This window comes from Streptomyces sp. NPDC031340, from assembly GCF_055569945.1.
This window is the reverse complement of sequence record NZ_JBVIIE010000036.1, coordinates 54,999-72,389: the sequence shown is the minus strand read 5'-3', so window position 1 is coordinate 72,389 and position 17,391 is coordinate 54,999. Positions and strand designations below refer to the sequence as shown.

Genomic DNA, 17,391 nt, shown 5'->3' with positions numbered 1-17,391 from the left:
GAGCGGGGCGTCGCCGGGACGGAAAAAATCAGGTCAGGCGTCAGGTCAGGCGCCGATGGCGTGCAGACCGCCGTCCACGTGCACGATCTCGCCGGTGGTCTTCGGGAACCAGTCGCTCAGCAGGGCGACGACACCGCGGCCGGCCGGCTCGGGGTCCTTCAGGTCCCACTCCAGCGGGGAGCGGCTGTCCCACACCGAGGCCAGCTCGCTGAAGCCGGGGATGGACTTGGCGGCCATGGAGCCGAGCGGGCCCGCCGAGACGAGGTTGCAGCGGATGTTCTGCTTGCCCAGGTCACGCGCCATGTAGCGACTGGTCGCCTCGAGCGCGGCCTTGGCCGGGCCCATCCAGTCGTACTGCGGCCAGGCGAAGGACGCGTCGAAGGTGAGGCCGACGACCGAGCCGCCGTTCTGCATCAGCGGCAGGCAGGCCATGGTCAGCGACTTCAGGGAGAACGCCGAGACGTGCATGGCGGTGGCCACGGACTCGAACGGCGTGTTGAGGAAGTTGCCGCCGAGGGCGTCCTGCGGGGCGAAGCCGATGGAGTGCACGACGCCGTCGAGGCCGCCGAGCTCCTCCCCGACGACATCGGCCAGCCGGGCCAGGTGCGCGTCGTTGGTGACGTCGAGCTCGATGACCTTGGCGGGCTTCGGCAGCTTCTTGGCGATGCGCTCGGTCAGCGTGGGCCGCGGGAACGCGGTCAGGATGATCTCCGCGCCCTGCTCCTGGGCGAGCTTGGCGGTGTGGAAGGCGATGGAGGACTCCGTCAGCACACCCGTGATCAGGACGCGCTTGCCCTCGAGAATTCCGCTCATGTCGTTCAGTGACCCATTCCCAGTCCGCCGTCAACGGGGATGACGGCTCCAGTGATGTACGAGGCGTCGTCCGAGGCGAGGAACCGCACCGTCGCGGCCACCTCCTCGGGGTGCGCGTAGCGGCCGAGCGGCACCTGGGACACGATCGCGGCCCGCTGCTCGTCGGTGAGCGCCTTGGTCATGTCGGTGTCGACGAAGCCGGGCGCGACGACGTTGAAGGTGATGTTGCGCGAGCCCAGTTCCCGGGCGAGGGAGCGCGCGAAGCCGACCAGGGCGGCCTTGGACGCGGCGTAGTTGGCCTGGCCGGGGCCGCCGTAGAGGCCGACGACCGACGAGATCAGGACGACACGGCCCTTCTTGGCGCGCAGCATGCCGCGGTTGGCGCGCTTGACGACGCGGAAGGCTCCGGTGAGGTTGGTGTCGATGACCGAGGTGAAGTCCTCCTCGGTCATGCGCATCAGGAGCTGGTCCTTGGTGATGCCCGCGTTGGCCACGAGGATCTCGACCGGGCCGTGCTCGGCCTCGATCTCCTTGTAGGCCTGCTCCACCTGCTCGGTGTCGGTGATGTCGCACTTGACGGCGAGGAAGCCGGCCGGCGGCTCACCCGACCGGTACGTGATCGCAACCTTGTCGCCGGCGTCGGCGAAAGCGCGGGCGATGGCGAGGCCGATGCCCCGGTTGCCTCCGGTGACGAGAACCGAGCGGCTCAACGGATCACCCTTTCGATAACGGTCTGATACCCCCGCCCGGACATCTGGATGGCAGGCGGCTTCCCGGAAAACCTATCGGTCCGGTTCCGGCCGGGGACATTGGGGCATCGACAGTGGCTCGGGGGACTCGCTGTCGGGTTTCTACAGTCGGCCGCCTGGTCACTCCGCCATTCCGGGGGCGTGGGCGGGCAGACCTTCTTTGCGCGCCACGTCGAGCATCCTGCGGTCGTACGTCACGAAGGCCGCCAGCTCCCGCTCCATCGAGAGGGCGCTCGCCACGTGGAGGGCATCCAGCGCACGCAGGCCGGGATCGACGCGGGTGGCCAGGTCACGGACCTCACGGCCGAGGAGGATTTCCGTCACCCGCTCATCGAGATCCGTCAAAGCCCTGGGGAAACTGCCCGCCCGGTCCAGATGCCGCACCGTCTCGACGAAGCCGACGGTACAGGTGGCCAATGGGGCCTGCGGAAAGCTCGCGAGGAAGGATTCGAGTGCGGAGGCGTTCATCCTCCCGGTCAGCAATGTGAGCAACGCGGAGGAGTCCATGTAGATCACCGGTAGTACTCCTCGCGCTCGGCGAGCAGGGACTCCAGCGGATCCGGCGCGCCGTCCGGGATGTCGTACCGGGGGAAGTCCGCGAGGTCGGCCACGGTCGCCGCCTTGAGCTTGATCTTCCCCTGGGCCACCAGGTGTGCGTACCGCTCCATCGGCCCCCCGCTCGGAACCAGTATCGCGATGACGTTGCCGTGCCGGGTCACCTCGACGGTCTCCCCCTTCTCCACGCGGGCGAAGACGGCGCTGGGGTTGTGGGAAAACTCGCGGACGGAGATGGCGCTCATGGCGGGCTCCCTCGACAGGACAGGCAATGTGCCTACATGCATGCGATTGTACCTACAACGCGGAGTCGGTGGCCTGGCCCCGCATTCACCCGATCGCGGGATTTCCGCAGCACTTCTTGTACTTGCGCTCCGAGCCGCACCAGCACCGGCCGTTGCGCGGCGGGGGCCAGTCGGTCGCCTCTCCCCTGCGGGCCAGTTCCGCCGCGTAGCGGGACCGCGCGGCCGGTGTGTCGGGGGACCCGCCGGTTTCCCGGGCATCCGCCTCCAGACCGCTCACCGTCCCCCGGCCGACCGCCAGACGCGTGCCACCCTGGTCCGACAGCTCCCGCAGGGTCCGCTCGACCTGCCGCAGATGACCGGCGTGGTCATCGCCGTACGCGTCAACGACCGTCGGCCAGCGTTCCAGGAGCCGCGCGAACTCCTCCAGCGGCCAGAACAGGACGCACGTCTTCAGCGGTCCCGGGAGCGCCGCCCCGTCCCGTTCCGCGGTGACCTCCTCCATCTCCGCCTGCAGGGCGGCAGGATCTCCCTCGGCCAGCCGCTTCAGGCGGAGCGGGTCGTGCAGTTCGTCCAGTGGACGCACCCGGCCGGGCACGAGGGACGCGCGCCGTTCATGCACGGTGTCGGCCTCGTCGTCCCAGTCGTCGTGCGGCTCGCCGAGCAGGCGCCGCACCCGGTGACGTCCGGTGAGCAGTTCCTCCAGGCCGAACGAGTCGTCCGCGTCCTGGACCACGTCCGCCGTCACCGCGGCACCGGCGCCGAGAGCGTGTGTGACGCCCGCCGTATACCACTCGGCGGCCGTCACCGTCTCGTCAGCGAACTCGAAGACGCCGGCGACAAGGCTCCAGGCGGCGGCGTCCCGGGGATGCCGCTTGCGGAAGGCGGCGGCCGCGGCCCGTGCCGCCTCCACACGCCCGGCCTCCCAGAGCGTGTCGATACGCCACGCGTCCACCACGTCAGGCTCCCGGCAACCGCCCGACTCCGGGTCGAGCAGCCGCTCGTAGAGCCTCAGCGCGCGCTCGTGCTCGCCGGCCTCGCGCCAGGCGTCGGCCGCTTCCCGGAGCAGTTCCTCCCGATCCTCGGGGTACTGCTCCACCAGTCCCTCGTACTCCTGAGCCGCCCGGGCGGGAGTGACGGACGGGGGTGCGGTGCGGCGGGCGTGGGACGTCCGCCGGGTGTTACAGGTCTTCTTCTTGCCGGAGGCGTGGCGCTTGCTGGACATGAGGGCACCGTAGCGGCGCAGGACCTGAGCCTGCAGGGAAACCCCGGGAGATCACCAGCACCGCCGACGCCCAGGCCTTCGCGGTCCCACGGCTCACCTCACGCCGGTACTGCGCGCGCCGTCGATGGACTCGGCGAGTGCCTCGACATCGGACGCCAGGTCCCGCCAGGGGCGCGAGAGATCGAGGACATGCCGCCAGATCCTCAGCCTCTCCTGCCCCACCGGCACCTCCACCAGGCCCGGCTCGCCCGATGCGTAGACGAGATGGCCCTCGGCGAGACCGAGCCGGACGCAGTACGCGGTCATCTGGTACAGGTCGTCCCGTTGGGGTCTGGTCTTGAACTTTGCGTCCAGGACGACGGCCTGGCGGAGCACCCCGTCATGCGGCGACGGCAGGTAGTGCACGAGGTCCGGCTTGAGCACGTGCCGGCCATCCGCGTCGAGGAAGAAGTTGCGGTCCTGCGGCTCGGGTCTGCCGCCGACGCGGTGGCGCAGCGCCTCGCCGACCGCTCGTGCCAGGTACGCCTCGAAGAGCCGCCACATCGTCACCAGCATCCCGTCCACGGCGACCTCACGCTCCGCGCCGTCGTCGAGTTCGTACGAGGCACCGCGCAGGACGAGGTCCGCGAGGGCGAGAGCGTGGGCGTACCGGGTGCTGCGCCGGTTGATGTTCCAGTGGGGGGCCGGGGCTCCGGCCGGGAGGACACTCACTCCGTCCAGGCGGGCGGCGAGCCGCTGGAGGGCGGCGCGCTGGTCCGGGCCGAGGCCGGGGATGCGCAGGAGGCGACGGGTGGCGGCGAGCAGCAGCCGGTTCTCCGGTATGTCGGGCGTGTAGTCGTCGTAGAGGACTTCCAGGGGGACGGGGACGCCGGGTCTGCGGCGGAGTTGGTCGGTGTGGCGGATGCGGCCGCGTACGACGGGCAGCGTGTCGTAGGTTTCCCAGTAGTCGTGGAGGAGGCCGTGGCGCAGGGCGTGCTCGCCGGCGGTGACGAAGGCGTGGGCGAGCGCGGGCAGCAGGTCGGGGCGGGGCTCGGCGCTGACCGGACGGGGGTCGAACTCGACGCGGTCCGGGGCGTAGGCGATGAGGTGGAGGAGGCGGTCGACGGGTACCTTCGGCCGGATGGTGAGCTGGACGGTCCCGGTTCCGGAACCGAGGCGTACGGAGCCCACCCGGTCCTTGGCCCTCAGCCGCCACCGGCCACCGCCGTCCGGGCGCACGGCGACCAGGCGCGGGTGGTCGGCGAGCGTCGCGAGCTGTGCCTCGGTGAGCGCCCAGGTGGCCCAGCCGCCGCCCTCCGCGAGCCGGATGCGCAGGGCGGTGTCGCCGCAGTGGCGGGGCTGGGGCCGGAGGGTCACGAGTCGCCCGCGTCGGTTCCGGTGTTACCGGCACTGGGGTCCGGGGGAACGGGGCTGTCGTCGGTGGCGCCGGAGGGCGGCTCGATGCCGAGCCGCTCGCGCAGGGTGTCGAGGCCGTACACCGCTTCCACGTCTATGGGGTCGCCCCAGTGGTGTTCGGTGAGGAGGGGGATTATCTGTGTCTTCCACAGGCGTTCGAGGGCGCCGTCGCCGGTGTGGGCGAGGTCCTGCATGAAGTACGAGGGACCGACGCGGAAGGAACGGTCGCCCGGGCTGTTCGCCGCGAGCAGCCGGTTGATCTCGTCGAGCAGGCGGACGTGCGTGTCGTCGTACGTGTCCGGGTCTCCGCCTCGTTCCGTCGTCCGGCCCCGCAGCCAGGACGCCAGTAAGCCCGACACCGGCGCGACGTCCGGGTGCAGTTCCATGAAGGAGAAACGGCGGCGCATGGCCGCGTCCATGTACGCCACCGAGCGGTCGACGGTGTTCATGGTGCCGAGGATGTAGAGGTTGGGCGGGAGGTTGAAGCCTCGGCCGTCGTCGGAGCCGTAGAGGAGGTGGACGCGTTCCTCCCGGTACTCCAGGAGGAAGTACAGCTCACCGAAGATCTTGGCCAGGTGGCCGCGGTTGATCTCGTCGATGACCAGGACGAACACCTCGGCCTTGCGCCGGTCCGCCTCGTCGGCGAGCTTGCGCAGCGGTCCGCGCACCAGCTCGTAGCCGAGCCCGCCGTCGGGGCCGCCGCCCAGCCGGGGGCGGATGCCTTCGAAGAAGTCCTCGTAGGAGTAGGCGGGGTGGAACTGGACGAGGCGCACGTTCGTGGCTTTGGAGGGGCCGGCCAGATGGCGGGCGAGCTGGAGGGCGGTGAACGTCTTGCCGGTGCCGGGCGGACCGTGGAAGATCAACTGGGGCGTGGCGCGGAGGAGTTCGACGCACTCCTGGAGCCAGACGGTGTCGGGCATGTGGAGTTTCGCGGCCAGTTCGATGGTGGCGTCGGGGAGTTCGGCGCACTCCACGGCCACCGGGGTGGCGGGGCGCGGCATGGCGCCGATCAGGGTGAGCACGGTCTCCGCGTACTCGGTGGCCTCCAGGATCTGGGCGTCGGCGTCCTGAACCACTCCGGAGAGCGCGGAGGGCAGGTCTTCGAGGAAGTCCAGCGGGTTGTGCAGGTTGCGCCAGTCGACGGGGCGTTCCAGCCGTTCCGTGCCGGGCCGGGCCGGTCCGCCCACGATGCCGACGTAGGTCTTGTAACCGTCCGTGGACAGTACGACGTCGCCCTCACGCATACGGGTGAGGAAGGCGTGCAGTTCACGGGCGACGGTGTCCCGGCGGGCGGGCCCGGTGGCGGGCAGCGCCGCGTCGACTGCCTTCCGGACGCCCTCCAGGTCCCCGGCGGCGAGGCCCGGGACCTGGAATCCCGGGTCGAGGCTGATCACCGACTTCTCGCGCCAGTGGCCTCGGATGAGGGGGACGCCGGTGACCGGGTGAACACCCCGGACGATCCAGAGCTGCGGGGGCGGCTTCTGGTCGGGCTCGCCCACCGCGGGCGGCGACACGACCGCGTTGACCGCGTCCCACAGCGGCATTCGCCGGTCGGGCAGAGCGCGGACGGTGTCCAGGCTGGTGCGCCCGGTGTCCAGCAGGCCCTCCTCGTCGAGCAGGGAGCGCCACTGGTCGCGTTCGTGCGGCAACAGGGGAAGTCCCGCACCGGCTTCCCCGTCCTCCCCCAGCACGAGATGCCATCCGGGCGGACGCATACCGCGCAGCACCGGCCCGAGAACGTCAGCCTCGATTCCGGCCGTTGCGGCCGTCTCCTCCAGCGCGACCCAGTGCCCTCCGTCGGGCAGACGCTCCAGCAGTTCCAGCACCATGACGACGGTCGGCTTGTCGTGCTCCCACCGCCGGTAGCGCCGCCCCGCTTCCAGGCTGAAGTCGACAGGGTCGGGCCAGTGGTCGAGGGCGCCGGCGCCGAGCCCGGTCAACTGCCAGCGGCGGTTGCCCCGGTAGAGCCAGCCGGCTTTCACCAGGTTGACGGCGGCCCAGTTCACGTAGTCCTTGAAGGGCGTGGTGACCGACTGCGGGGACTCGGCGACCGCGTCCTTCCAGTCCTGGGCCAGTCGCGAGTCCTTCGCGAGGACCCGCGACCACAGCTCCCGGAAAACGAGACCGTCCTCGAGGGCCTCGTTGCGCAGCACGGTGGCGGCCGTGTGCATGGCTTGTGCTGCGACGGTGGGGATGCTGGGCACGGCGTCCATTCTCCGCTGGGTAGGAGGGCCGCGGCCGTCGCCCGTCTGTCGCACGGACGCGGTCGCCGCGCGAGGTTCAGTCCAGGCCGACGGGTGTGGTCGGGGTGACCGGTAGGTCGTCCGGGCCGTTGGTCTGGACGAGCAGGAAGTCACCCACGGTCGCGTCTGGGCCCAGGCCCAGGCTGGCGCTCGGCACCGCGCCCGGTGTCTGGGCGGTGCCGACCGGTTGGAGACGAAGTTCGCCGTCCGCGCCCTGGTAGGCGAGGACCGCCCACACCTCGTCGTGGCCGATGCGCGACACGACGCTGCTCAGGCGGTCCGGCAGGACCGCGCACACGACGGTCAGCCGGTCCTGCTCCGAACGGGGCAGAGCGGCGACCTGTTCGAGTACGCCCGGGAGGCCGAGGGTGCCCTCCAGCAGTCGCTGGACCTTCTCGCGGTCGCCGTCCCACTGGTCACCGGACTCCGCGGCAGCGAAGTTGACCAGTGGCAGGCCGTCATCCAGCGTGCGCTGCCATTTCGGCAGCAGGAAGTCGATGGTCAGGGCCTCTTCGCGGGTGGGCGGCAGCACGTCGTCGCCCTCGCCGAACTGGGCGAGCCAGGCGTTGACCTCGCCCCAGCGCCAGACGGGTGAGCGGCCCGCGATGCCCTCCGGGTCGGGGAAGGGCCGGTGGTCCTGGCGCCGCTCGCCGTTCATCCACTGCTGGACGTTCTGCCGGGAGCGGCCGACGCGCTCCGCGATGTCGGACACGCCGACGAGGTCCGCGTCGAGCCGTAGGAGCCGCAGGCCCGGAAGGGATTTGCGCAGTCGTACGACGATGCGGTGGGCCGCGTCGATGGCGCCGGCCCCGCTCTCCGACACGTCCAGGAAGTGCCGGCCCCGGTGGCGGGTCAGCACCCCGTCGAAGGTCTCGTGGACGATCCGGACGGCGTCGTCGTCCTCCACGTCGATTCCGTCCACGACGAAGTGGAACTCGTATTCCATCACGCCCCTGCCCCCCATGCGTATGCCGGTTCGCTCCTGGTTCCTGTCTCTGCGCGCGCGACAATCCAGCCATTCCAGGGAACGCCCCCGGACGCTAGCTTGGCCGAGCCAATGGGCGTTGTCAATTGACAACACGGGTCACTGGGCGTTGCCCCCGCGAAGGGCCGCACGCGGGTCGTCCGCCGGCAGCGGGCACCACTTCGCCTTGCGCTGGATACGGCGCGCCTCCTGGCTCGGGTTCTTCGGCGTGCCCCCGACGCGGATCACCGTGCAGTGGTCCTCGCAGGGGCAGTAGAGGGTTCCCCAGTGGGCCTCCGACCTCAACTGCCAGCCGTCGGCCACCAGCCGCTTGAGGACCTCCCGGACCTCCTTGCTCGTATGGTCCGCCGGAGCGACCTCGCGTCCGACCACATGCGCCTCCACAAGCCGTCGCTTGTCCAGGAGTTGACCGTCAACTCCAAGAGGCCGACCACCTTACCGGGCACCACCGACAATCACCGAAACCACAACTGACCACCCAAGGAGGACTGTTGCGGAAGATGATCGTCAACTCGGCTCCAAAGGCGCGGTGTTCGCGGAAGTCGCAGGCAGGACGCACTCCGCCCATACCACCTTGCCGGGTCCCCTGCGTCCGTCGACACCCCACCGCTCGGCCACGGCCGCCACCAGGAGCAGGCCCCTGCCGCCGTCCGCGTCCGCGGGGTCCGCTCCCGGCCGCCGCGGGGCCGGCCGCGCGGGGTGGGTGTCGGCCACCTCCACGCGTACGACTCCGGCGGCGCGGTCGCAGCGCAGCCGCAGTTCGAAGTCGCGGCCGGGGACACGGCCGTGCAGCACGGCGTTGGACGCCAGTTCCGCCACGACGAGCGCGACGGCGCCGGAGGCCGGACTGCCGTACGGCACTCCCCAGACGTCGAGCCGGTGCACGGCCAGTCTGCGTGCGAGCCGGGCGCCACGGCGAGTGGCGGAAAACCGCTGGACGAACAGTTCTACGGTGACGGCCTCTTCGGCACGTGGTGCAGGCATGCGTCGAGACTCTCGGTCCTTTTCGGCATGCCGAAAGGGACGGCGCCGATACAGCCGAGGCTGTATCGGTCGGGTCTCTGGACTGGGTGAGGCACTCTCGTGACGCCGGAAGGGGAAGAGCTGTTGACCAAGGTGACGCAGACTCGAAGACGGAAGGCGCGTGGCCATGACAACCGCTCCCGCTGCCCGGAGCCGGTGGATGAGAGCGCTCCGAAGCGGAACAGGGCGAACCCTCGGCGCCGCTCGAGAGCTACTCCCCGTACTCCCTGAGCAGCTTGTTGAAGTGGCGGATCTTGTCGACGTCTGCCTTCGGCAGGGGGTCGCTGCTGTTGAAGTGCATCACGTTGTTACGGATCTTGCGGATCTCGTCGAGGCGGGCGATGAACACCTTCCGGTCGAGCGGCCATCCGAGCTGTTCCCACCGCTTGGGGTTCTCCAGTACGCGCTTGTAGTCGCCGATGGTCATGTCATCGAAGGAGGTGATGCGTTCGCCCTTGGAGTCACAGAGTTTCGTGACGTCGGGCAGGGTGAAAGCCGTCTCGATGAGTTGCCGCAGCCTGCGGTCCATCTCCCCGATCAGGAGGAAGTGTCCCGCCAGGTCGCCGTACGCCTGAGCCACGTCGGCGGCGGTGACGATGCCGGCGATGGCGTTGTTCTGGTCTCTGACGAGCACGAAGTCGTGCTCCGCCAGTGTGGGCAGGACGTCGATCAGGTCGTGGTCGTAGCGAACCTCCCTCGCCTCGAAGACGGCCTGGGAGAGATGGGCATCAGGGGCGGCGTGCCGAGTGCGCGCTATGGACTTCCACGAGACCGCGCCCCGCGGGTCGTGCGGACCTGCGAGGACCGGCATCTGAGAGAAGTCGTGGAGCAGCATCAGAGTGATGACTTCTTCGAACGTGGCCGTCGGTTTGACGCTGACGACACCGCCCATGGCGGACGGCAGGGTACCGATCGTCAGCCCGGCCTCCGAAGAGCCTTGGTCCTCTGACGGAACGGCCGTCGGCGCAGGAACCCTGTGCGGAGTTCCGGTCACAAGGACATCCTCGAAGCCGTCTTCCGCGTCGTCTTCCACCGCCTTGACGAGGCGGACCGTGGCGGTCAGAGGGACCTTGTCGAACTCGGGCGAGGTGGTGAGGCTGTGATTGGCGAGTTCAGCCTTGATCTGGTCGTTGACAAGCCCTCGGCCCGTCACGCCCCACCACGCCAGCAGTTCCTGCACGGAGAGACGGATCGGACGTCCGGCCTCGGCCTCTTCGCGGGCCTCTTTCAGCAGAGCGTGACGCTCCCTGGGGGACAGCGACCTCTGCTGCTCCTCCGGCTCCGACGGGTCGGCTTCCGCGGCGGCCCGGTCCAGCAGCTCCCGGCGCAGCTCCGTCAGGTACTTGCCGTTGTCGGTCTTCCACGCCGACCAGCCGTCGAACGATCCCTGCCCGACGGCAACCACGGCCGCCTTGGACGGCGACCGGAACTCCTCTCCGTCCGCCAGTTTGATCGCTCCCCAGGGAGTCACCGTGGCCTCGTGCTTCTCGCCTCTCCGGAGCCGTACGAACGTCAGACGTTCCCCCGCTGTGAGCAGCCCGGCGTCGAGCAGGTCGGTGAGGGTCACCCGGCGGCCATTCAGGAGGTACCTGGCGCGGGACTGCGCCTCTGCTGGGCTGCTGGTGGAATCAGTCATGTGAGGTGCGCCTTCGCTGATGATGTGAGCCGCTCTCGCGATGCGGGCGTGCGGTGTTCGGATGACCTCTGAGCGTGCAGTTGCCCTATCCCTGTCCCCCGTCGGTCCCGCCCTTCAGCGACGACAGGACCAGGCGCCCATAGCGCGTGGTGAGGATGGCTCCGGTGGCGGCCGCCGAGAGGGCGAGTGCAATGAGGAGGTCGGTCAGTGAGGCGTCGCCGAGGACCTGGAGGATACCGAGGGCGGTGCCGACCGGGAGGCCGAGGATGGTGAGGACGCCGAGGGCGCCGCTGATCTGCTGGCTCTCCTGGGTCTGTACGAGCCTGCTGTAGTCGGCGGCTTCGGCAAGGATCTCGGTGAAACGGTCCGGGAGGCGGTGCTGGTCCTGGAAGGCGAGGAGGAGGTCGTTGGCCGGTCCGTGGGCGGTGAGGTGCTGGCGCCAGTAGGTGCTGCGGAAGACGGCGATGTTGCGTTCCAGGGACGCCACTCGGCGGGCCAGACGGGCGGAGTTGAACACCTCGGAGAGTTCGTCGGTGAGTTCGTCGATGTGGTCGCGCTGGAGGGCGCCCAGGAGGAGTGCGTCGAGGTAGACGGTGCGGGAGTGCAGGGCCCCGAACTCGTAGAAGTCGCCCTCGCCGGTGTCGACGCGGTGGCCGAGGAAGGCGGTGCCCTGTCTGAGGACGAGGGCGCTCCAGTCGGCGGAGATCCTTATGGTGTCCTTGAGCTGTTCGCCGGCGGTTTCCGGCGGGACGGGGAAGTCCTCCGGCGTGGACCGTGAGGCCAGTTGCCACAGCCACGCGTCCGCGGTGGCGGGCAGTCGCCCTTCCGGGCCGGTCCGGAGTGCCGGTGTGTGCTCCGCGTTCGGAGTCAGGAAAGCGATCGAGTACGGCCGGGCGACCGCGAACGGCGCGGACGGGTGCCGGACATCGGCGACGCCAGTGAGGAGCGTGGCCGGGGCGAACGGCCCGGTGAGCGGATCGTCGGCGGTTGACTGTCGCCGTCCGGCGAGGGCTCTCAGCACCGGCAGCAGAGGTCGCTCCACGGTGAAGTGCAGCACGGCGAGGGCATGTTCCGGGTTGCGGGCAGTGGCCGCGTGCACGAGTTCCAGGCCCAGCAGGGTCAGGCCGTCATGCTTGATGTCAAGGGGGCGGTACCAGCGCAGCGGGCGGCCCGGGGCCCCGTATAGGGCGCGGGCAGACGCCGGGGCGAAGTACGTCGAGCGGGTCTCGGCGTCGGTGCGGCGGTTGCCCAGCTCGAAGGGAAAGGGGCCCTCGGGCCAGTCGGGTAACCGCGACAGCCGTACGGGCAGTACGACGGTCAGTTCCTGGCGTGCCCCGGTCACCTCATCGAGCTGCGGAGGAGCCGTGGTCACCGGTAGTACTCCGCAGGGTCGGGCTGGTCCAAGCGGATCACGAACTCGGCCCGGTCGGGGCTTTCGGCGCTGACGTGGAAGCGGACGCGTTCGCCGGTGCGGATGGTCCGGAAGCCCTCCGTGACGATCTGCCGGTAGTCGAAGCCGTAGTACCGGTCGTTCTCGTCTTCCCGGACGATGTACGAGCCCTGCGTACCGCTGATGCCTCCGCCGCTCGGTCTCCGGTCGACGATGGTTCCCTGCCGAGGGCCGCTGCCACTCACGCCGTCGCCTCCTCGTCCCGGTCGGTGCTGATGTCCTGCACGCATCGGAAGCCGACCGCGTTGCTGCCGCCGCGCTTGCGGTAGACGCCCTTGCTACTGGTCTGCACCGCGCGCATCGGGTTGTCGTAGCTCCCGCCGCAGATCACGGCCTCCCCGGGGTCGTCCAGGACGGTGGATGTCCATTCCCAGCAGTTACCCACCATGCCGAGGATGCCGAAGGGCGAGCGGTTGTCGGGGTGCTCGCCGACGGGTGTCGCACCGGCTCGGCGGACGGCGTCACCAGCGAAGTCGCGGTACCACGCCTGGTATGTCACGACGGGCCGCCCGACCCAGGAGTCGGCGCAGTTGACGCGGCCGGTGTCGGGGGAATCGCCCCAGGGAAACAGCCGCCCGTCCCTGCCGCGTGCGGCGGCCTCCCACTCCAGGGCGGTCGGCAGCCGCTTACCCTCGTACGCGGCGAAAGCGTACGCACTCCACCAGTTGACGCAGATGGCCGGGTGGTCGGCGAAGCGCGGGTTCTCGTAGTAGTCGGGATGCCGCAGCCGGTCGGTCCACGGGCGGTGGTCGATGTGCGAGGGCTGGTCCGGGTGGTCCCACCGGGAAGTTCCGTCCGCTTCCAGCGCGTCGAGGAAACGGCGGTAGCGGGCGACCGTCACCGCCTGACGGTCGAAACGCACGGGCCGTGGAACGCGGCGGATGAGCAGACGTTCCGCCGGGCCGACCAGGTAGGCCCCGGCCGACAGCACGCAGTCGTCGCTCTGCGGGGCGCCGGGCATGCCCGCGAGGAAGGCGCGTACCTGTTCGGTCAGGAAGGCACCGCCCGGAATGTCTGCGGCCGCGTCGAGGTTCGCCGGGTCCGCCAGGTACCGGGCGGCGAGCAGCTCCTGGTACGCGGTGTGCGCGAAGGCGACCTGCTCCGGTCCCGCCGACCGCAGCAGGGGCGCGAGGACGCAGGCGTCGAGATCGACGAGCCCTTCCGCGAAGGCGTCGGCCCCGAGGGCCCGGTGGATGTCGAGGAGGGAGAAGACAGTCCGGTCGGCGAGGAAGGCGGGCCCGAACGCGGCGGGCAACCGCTCCTCCACCTCGGGCCGCCCTCGTTCGGTCAGGGTCCGGGTGATGTGGGTGCCCAGGATGTCACCGAGCGACTGGCCCGGGGGAAGCGCCAGTGCCGCGGTGAGGTGCTTCTCCAGCGGGGTGGCCTCGGGTTCGGCCAGGCGTACGACGTGGAAGTGGGGCACGCGTGACGGGTCGATTCCGTTCGCGTACATCTGCTCGACCAGTTGCTCGGAGCGCCCCGCACCGCTGTCGAGCAGTTGACGGACCTGGGGTGAGTCCGCGAGGAAGGACACCCGAGAGCTCATGACCACCGCCGACTCGGCGGACAGGACGGCCGCGAGGTCGGTGAAGAGTTTCAGGAACCCTTCCGGGCTGGGCTTCTCGACACCCTCGTCGACGGCGTCGAGCACGCACAGCGCGCTTCCAGAACGGATCAGGTAGAGGAACAGGTCGTAGGCGCGGGAACGCTCCGAGCCCATGGCAGGGGCCAGGAGACGAGCCGCGTACTCAGAGAACGGTTCGTCCTTCGGCTTGAGACCGAGGTCGAAGTAGAAACGGAAGCGGCGCAGCTCCGGGTCGAGGGCGAGCGACCGCAGAAGGGTGCTCTTGCCGCTTCCCGGGCGGCCCGTCACCAGGACGTTCGCGCTGCCGCGCGCCAGACGTGCCAACAGCTCCGCCGCATCGCCGGACCGCTCCACCTTCTGCTCGCCGGTACGCGGATCCGTGGTGAGAGCCGCCGCTGCGACAGCGGTCCTGGGCCCGTCGGACTCACCCACGGCCACAAGGCCGGAGAGATGAGTCGAAAGACTGACGATGGTGTCGACGAAACCGTCGTAGCGCACGACCCGGAAGTCCGTTCCGAGCAGTTGATGGAGGGCGCCGGGTGCCGCGCCCCCGTCGTCGTCCAGGACGACAAACCGTGTGAGTTTCGGCAGTTGGGTGCGCAACAGCTCACCACCGCTGGCGGCGAGCACCGTGCTCAGATCGTCGGCGTCCCGGGAGAGCATCAGCTCCACGTACTCCAGGCGCATTCCTGACTCGCGGCAGAAGAGCTGGTACACCGTGTCGGGGCTGAGCACGAACCGCTTGGCCTGGCGATAGCCGAGCGTGACGTAGAGGCCGGCGAGGAACTCGCATCGGCGCGCCACCTCCGGCGCCACGTCCGGTTCGCCGCCGAGGAGAGCGGCGCTTCCGGTGTCGGTGAACCAGACCAGTACGTCGACGAGTCTGCGGACCGCGAGCAGTCCATCCTCGTCGCTGATGTCGTAACCGTCGTGCGTGGAGCGGTTACGCAGTCGCCGGATGTCTTCGAGCGCGTCCAGGACCGTGCTGCTTCGGATGTGCGGGCGGCAGCGCTTGACGAGGTCGTTGAGGGCCTTCGTCGCGGGATCGCCCTCGATGGCGTGGTGTCGCCAGAGTTCCTTGAGCAGCTTCTCGGTGAGTTTCCCGACAAGGGCCACCGCGTTCTCGGGGTAGCCGTCGTTCAGGGACCGCAGTGGCCGTTCCAGATCGAGCCCCAGGCGGTCGGCGATCCGGGAGTGGTCATCCAGTTCGCTTCGAAGGCGCCGTAAGCGTTCGTCGACCATGGTGCTCATGCGGACTCCCCTCGACGCTGCCCCAGGATGAACGCGAATCTGTCGGGGAACACCAGCACAGGCTCCGGGTGGGCGGCGCGCATTTCCTCGACGCCCTTTTCGATCTCACTGTCGCTGAAGGTGGAGAGCAGAGACATGTAGCGGGCGCGCACCATGCCGATGTACCGCTCCCGGTCGATGCGCAGCTCGTGCTCGACATGGGTGAGACCCGCCTCGAGTCCTGCGGCACGCAGGTGTCCCACGATGTGCGCCGGGTCCGGCTGCAGTCCCTCGAACCGGGTGAGGGCTGCTTGGAACAGCGGGTACCGGATGCTGGCCGGGAGCATCACCACCAGCAGCCGGCCACCCGGGGTCAGCCGCTCGGCGAGGCCACGGAGTGTGCGCGCCGGGTCTGTCAGGTGGTGCACCGACTCCTTCAGCCACATCGCGTCCAGCCGCTCGTACGGCAACTGCACGCGGCCCTCCGCGATGTGTTCGGCGGAGGCGACCACTGGTGTCAGGTCCGGCGGAGGAGGAGAGCCGAGTTGGCGGAGCATCGCCTCGGACGGATCGACGCACAGGATGGGCCGGCGCGGACGGAGCTGCCGTGCCACTTCCCTGGCGAACAGACCAGTTCCGGCGCCGATGTCGGCGATCCGGTCCGTTGGAGCAAGGTGCAGTGTCTCGGCGATCCGTGCGGACATCCAGGGGATGTAGTCCGGCCCGTACACCCAGTGCTCGTCGTATTCGGTCGCCAGGTCCTCGTAGTGCCCCCGCAGATCCCGCCGCTCCACGTTCTCCCTCGCGCCCCTGTGTGAACTGCCCGCTTGTGCTGTGTTCGCGCCGATCGACGGCAGGTTATCGCGAGTGCATGCTCGGCGACAGGCGGTAATGCGCCGAGGGGTTGCCCGTCGGGGGTCGTGGCGCGGGCAGGGCCCTGACCGCCCTGATCCGGCGCCGTCCCTGGGGAACAATCCAGCGGTCTGAGACGAACGGGTTTGGGGGGACGCCACTGATACAGCCAAAGCTGTATCAGTCCGCCTTTCGAGCTGGGTGGGTTACGCGGCGTGACGCCGAACGGGTGATGGCCGTTGAGCAGGTGACGCAAGCGTGAGCACGGGAGGCACCTGGTCATGGCAGCGGACAACGGCGGCGGCAACACCAACGGCGCGAACACCGAACCCGAACTCTCCGACAGCCTCAAGACCTTCGGTGCTGTCCTCAAGGCCTTGCGGGAGGAATCCGGGTTCACGCAGGAGGAGTTCGCGGCCCGTGTGCGGTACTCGACCGCTTATGTCTCCAAGATCGAGCAGGGCAAGAGGTTCCCGCCGGCCGACCTGCCGGAGCGGGCGGAGGAAGTGCTGGGGCAGGTCGCGTTCAAGGTGCTGGGGGCAGCGGCGAGGAGCCTGACGCGGCGGGCGGGGCTGGCGTCCTGGTTTCGGCAGTGGGCGGCGATCGAGGAGGAGGCGATCTCGCTTTACGCGTACGAGTGTCGGGTCGTTCCGGGCTTGTTGCAGCCGGAGGAGTACGCGCGGGCGATCTTTGAGCGGCAGCTCCCACCGCACAGCACGGAGCAGATCGACCAGAAGGTGGGGGCTCGGCTCCAGCGCCAAGACTTGCTCGACAACAGGCCGAACACCGCCTTCACGTTCATCATCGAGCAGTCCGTTCTGGAACGCGGGATCGGTGGAGCATCGGTCACCAGGGCTGTCCTCGACCACTTGCTGAACGTCGGCGCGCGCACCAACGTCGAGATCCAGGTCATGCCTCAGTCCCAGGAGGACCACTGCGGAGCCGACGGTCAGCTGTACTTGGCCGAGACACCGGGCCACCAGTGGTTCGGTTACACCGAAGGCCATCTGTCGAGCAACCTGATCGCGGATCCCGCCAAGGTGAGCGCCCTGCATCAGCGCTACGGCAAACTGCGTTCCCAAGCCCTGGACTGCCGGGCTACGGTGAACCTCCTGAAACAGATGCGAGGAGCAGCATGACGGCCACCCTTGAACTGAGCTGGTTCAAGAGCAGTTACAGCGGCGGAGACGGGGACAACTGCGTCGAGGTCGCCGTACGCCCGTACGCGGTCCACATTCGCGACTCCAAGGACAAGAGCATCCGCCCCCTCGTCGTCGCGCCGAGCACCTGGGCTGCGTTCACGGCACTCGCAGCGGGTTCATCTCTGGACGGCTGAATCTGCGCCGCACGGGAGCACACGGGCGGGTACGGGAGCTGATCCCGTACCCGCCCGCTGTTCTACGGCTTC

The 17,391-nt window shown here is 69.4% G+C and carries 17 protein-coding genes; 2 read left to right on the top strand and 15 right to left on the bottom strand.

The genetic code is table 11. The features are described 5' to 3' along the window. Positions 1 to 45 precede the first annotated feature (45 nt). The 15 genes from fabI to ACZ5GT_RS26265 all read right to left on the bottom strand — a co-directional run bounded on the left by fabI (position 46) and on the right by ACZ5GT_RS26265 (position 15,925). Positions 46 to 813 carry an enoyl-ACP reductase FabI gene (gene fabI, locus ACZ5GT_RS26335; protein ID WP_469031091.1) on the bottom strand — a complete coding sequence of 256 codons (768 nt, stop codon included), beginning with the start codon at positions 811 to 813 and terminating at the stop codon, positions 46 to 48. Between the two features lie 5 nt (positions 814 to 818). After that, a complete protein-coding gene (gene fabG / locus ACZ5GT_RS26330; RefSeq protein ID WP_469031089.1) occupies positions 819 to 1,523 on the bottom strand; it encodes a 3-oxoacyl-[acyl-carrier-protein] reductase in 705 nt (234 codons plus the stop codon). Positions 1,524 to 1,682: 159 nt separating this feature from the next. Next, complete coding sequence (locus ACZ5GT_RS26325; RefSeq protein WP_469031171.1) at positions 1,683 to 2,069, bottom strand: PIN domain-containing protein; 387 nt, start codon at positions 2,067 to 2,069, stop codon at positions 1,683 to 1,685. A gap of 5 nt (positions 2,070 to 2,074) precedes the next feature. Then, a complete protein-coding gene (locus tag ACZ5GT_RS26320) occupies positions 2,075 to 2,362 on the bottom strand; it encodes a type II toxin-antitoxin system Phd/YefM family antitoxin (RefSeq protein WP_469031087.1) in 288 nt (95 codons plus the stop codon). 85 nt (positions 2,363 to 2,447) lie between these two features. Continuing rightward, positions 2,448 to 3,584 (bottom strand): SEC-C metal-binding domain-containing protein, encoded by a 1,137-nt coding sequence (locus ACZ5GT_RS26315; RefSeq protein WP_469031084.1) that lies wholly within the window; start codon positions 3,582 to 3,584, stop codon positions 2,448 to 2,450. 93 nt (positions 3,585 to 3,677) lie between these two features. Then, positions 3,678 to 4,940, bottom strand: coding sequence for an McrC family protein (locus ACZ5GT_RS26310; protein ID WP_469031081.1), 1,263 nt, complete (start codon positions 4,938 to 4,940; stop codon positions 3,678 to 3,680). Then, positions 4,937 to 7,183: an AAA family ATPase gene (locus tag ACZ5GT_RS26305; RefSeq protein ID WP_469031079.1), complete on the bottom strand. Its 2,247-nt coding sequence runs from the start codon at positions 7,181 to 7,183 to the stop codon at positions 4,937 to 4,939. Before ACZ5GT_RS26305 ends, ACZ5GT_RS26310 begins: the two co-directional genes overlap by 4 nt. A gap of 76 nt (positions 7,184 to 7,259) precedes the next feature. Next, positions 7,260 to 8,168, bottom strand: a complete 909-nt coding sequence (locus ACZ5GT_RS26300; RefSeq protein WP_469031167.1) for a helix-turn-helix transcriptional regulator — start codon at positions 8,166 to 8,168, stop codon at positions 7,260 to 7,262. 138 nt (positions 8,169 to 8,306) lie between these two features. Next, positions 8,307 to 8,579 carry a hypothetical protein gene (locus ACZ5GT_RS26295; protein WP_469031077.1) on the bottom strand — a complete coding sequence of 91 codons (273 nt, stop codon included), beginning with the start codon at positions 8,577 to 8,579 and terminating at the stop codon, positions 8,307 to 8,309. Between the two features lie 135 nt (positions 8,580 to 8,714). Further along, on the bottom strand, positions 8,715 to 9,191 hold the full coding sequence (locus ACZ5GT_RS26290) for an ATP-binding protein (RefSeq protein WP_469031075.1): 477 nt from the start codon (positions 9,189 to 9,191) through the stop codon (positions 8,715 to 8,717). A 250-nt stretch (positions 9,192 to 9,441) separates the two neighbouring features. Continuing rightward, positions 9,442 to 10,866, bottom strand: coding sequence for a restriction system modified-DNA reader domain-containing protein (locus ACZ5GT_RS26285; protein ID WP_469031073.1), 1,425 nt, complete (start codon positions 10,864 to 10,866; stop codon positions 9,442 to 9,444). An 85-nt stretch (positions 10,867 to 10,951) separates the two neighbouring features. After that, complete coding sequence (locus ACZ5GT_RS26280) at positions 10,952 to 12,238, bottom strand: hypothetical protein (protein WP_469031070.1); 1,287 nt, start codon at positions 12,236 to 12,238, stop codon at positions 10,952 to 10,954. Beyond that, a complete protein-coding gene (locus tag ACZ5GT_RS26275) occupies positions 12,235 to 12,501 on the bottom strand; it encodes a hypothetical protein (protein WP_469031066.1) in 267 nt (88 codons plus the stop codon). The genes ACZ5GT_RS26280 and ACZ5GT_RS26275 overlap by 4 nt, the downstream gene beginning before the upstream one ends. Beyond that, a complete protein-coding gene (locus ACZ5GT_RS26270) occupies positions 12,498 to 15,152 on the bottom strand; it encodes an SUMF1/EgtB/PvdO family nonheme iron enzyme (protein WP_469031062.1) in 2,655 nt (884 codons plus the stop codon). Before ACZ5GT_RS26270 ends, ACZ5GT_RS26275 begins: the two co-directional genes overlap by 4 nt. Then, positions 15,149 to 15,925, bottom strand: a complete 777-nt coding sequence (locus ACZ5GT_RS26265) for a class I SAM-dependent methyltransferase (RefSeq protein WP_469031060.1) — start codon at positions 15,923 to 15,925, stop codon at positions 15,149 to 15,151. Before ACZ5GT_RS26265 ends, ACZ5GT_RS26270 begins: the two co-directional genes overlap by 4 nt. Before the next feature lie 339 nt (positions 15,926 to 16,264). On the opposite strand from ACZ5GT_RS26265, the gene ACZ5GT_RS26260 reads away from it, so the two are divergent. Together ACZ5GT_RS26260 and ACZ5GT_RS26255 are read left to right on the top strand one after the other, a co-directional pair. Beyond that, the gene (locus ACZ5GT_RS26260; RefSeq protein WP_469031056.1) at positions 16,265 to 17,122 is read left to right on the top strand and encodes a helix-turn-helix domain-containing protein; all 858 of its coding nucleotides are present in this window, start codon (positions 16,265 to 16,267) and stop codon (positions 17,120 to 17,122) included. Further along, entirely contained in the window at positions 17,119 to 17,319 is a 201-nt protein-coding gene (locus tag ACZ5GT_RS26255; protein ID WP_469031052.1) for a DUF397 domain-containing protein, read from the top strand. Before ACZ5GT_RS26260 ends, ACZ5GT_RS26255 begins: the two co-directional genes overlap by 4 nt. Positions 17,320 to 17,391 lie beyond the last annotated feature (72 nt).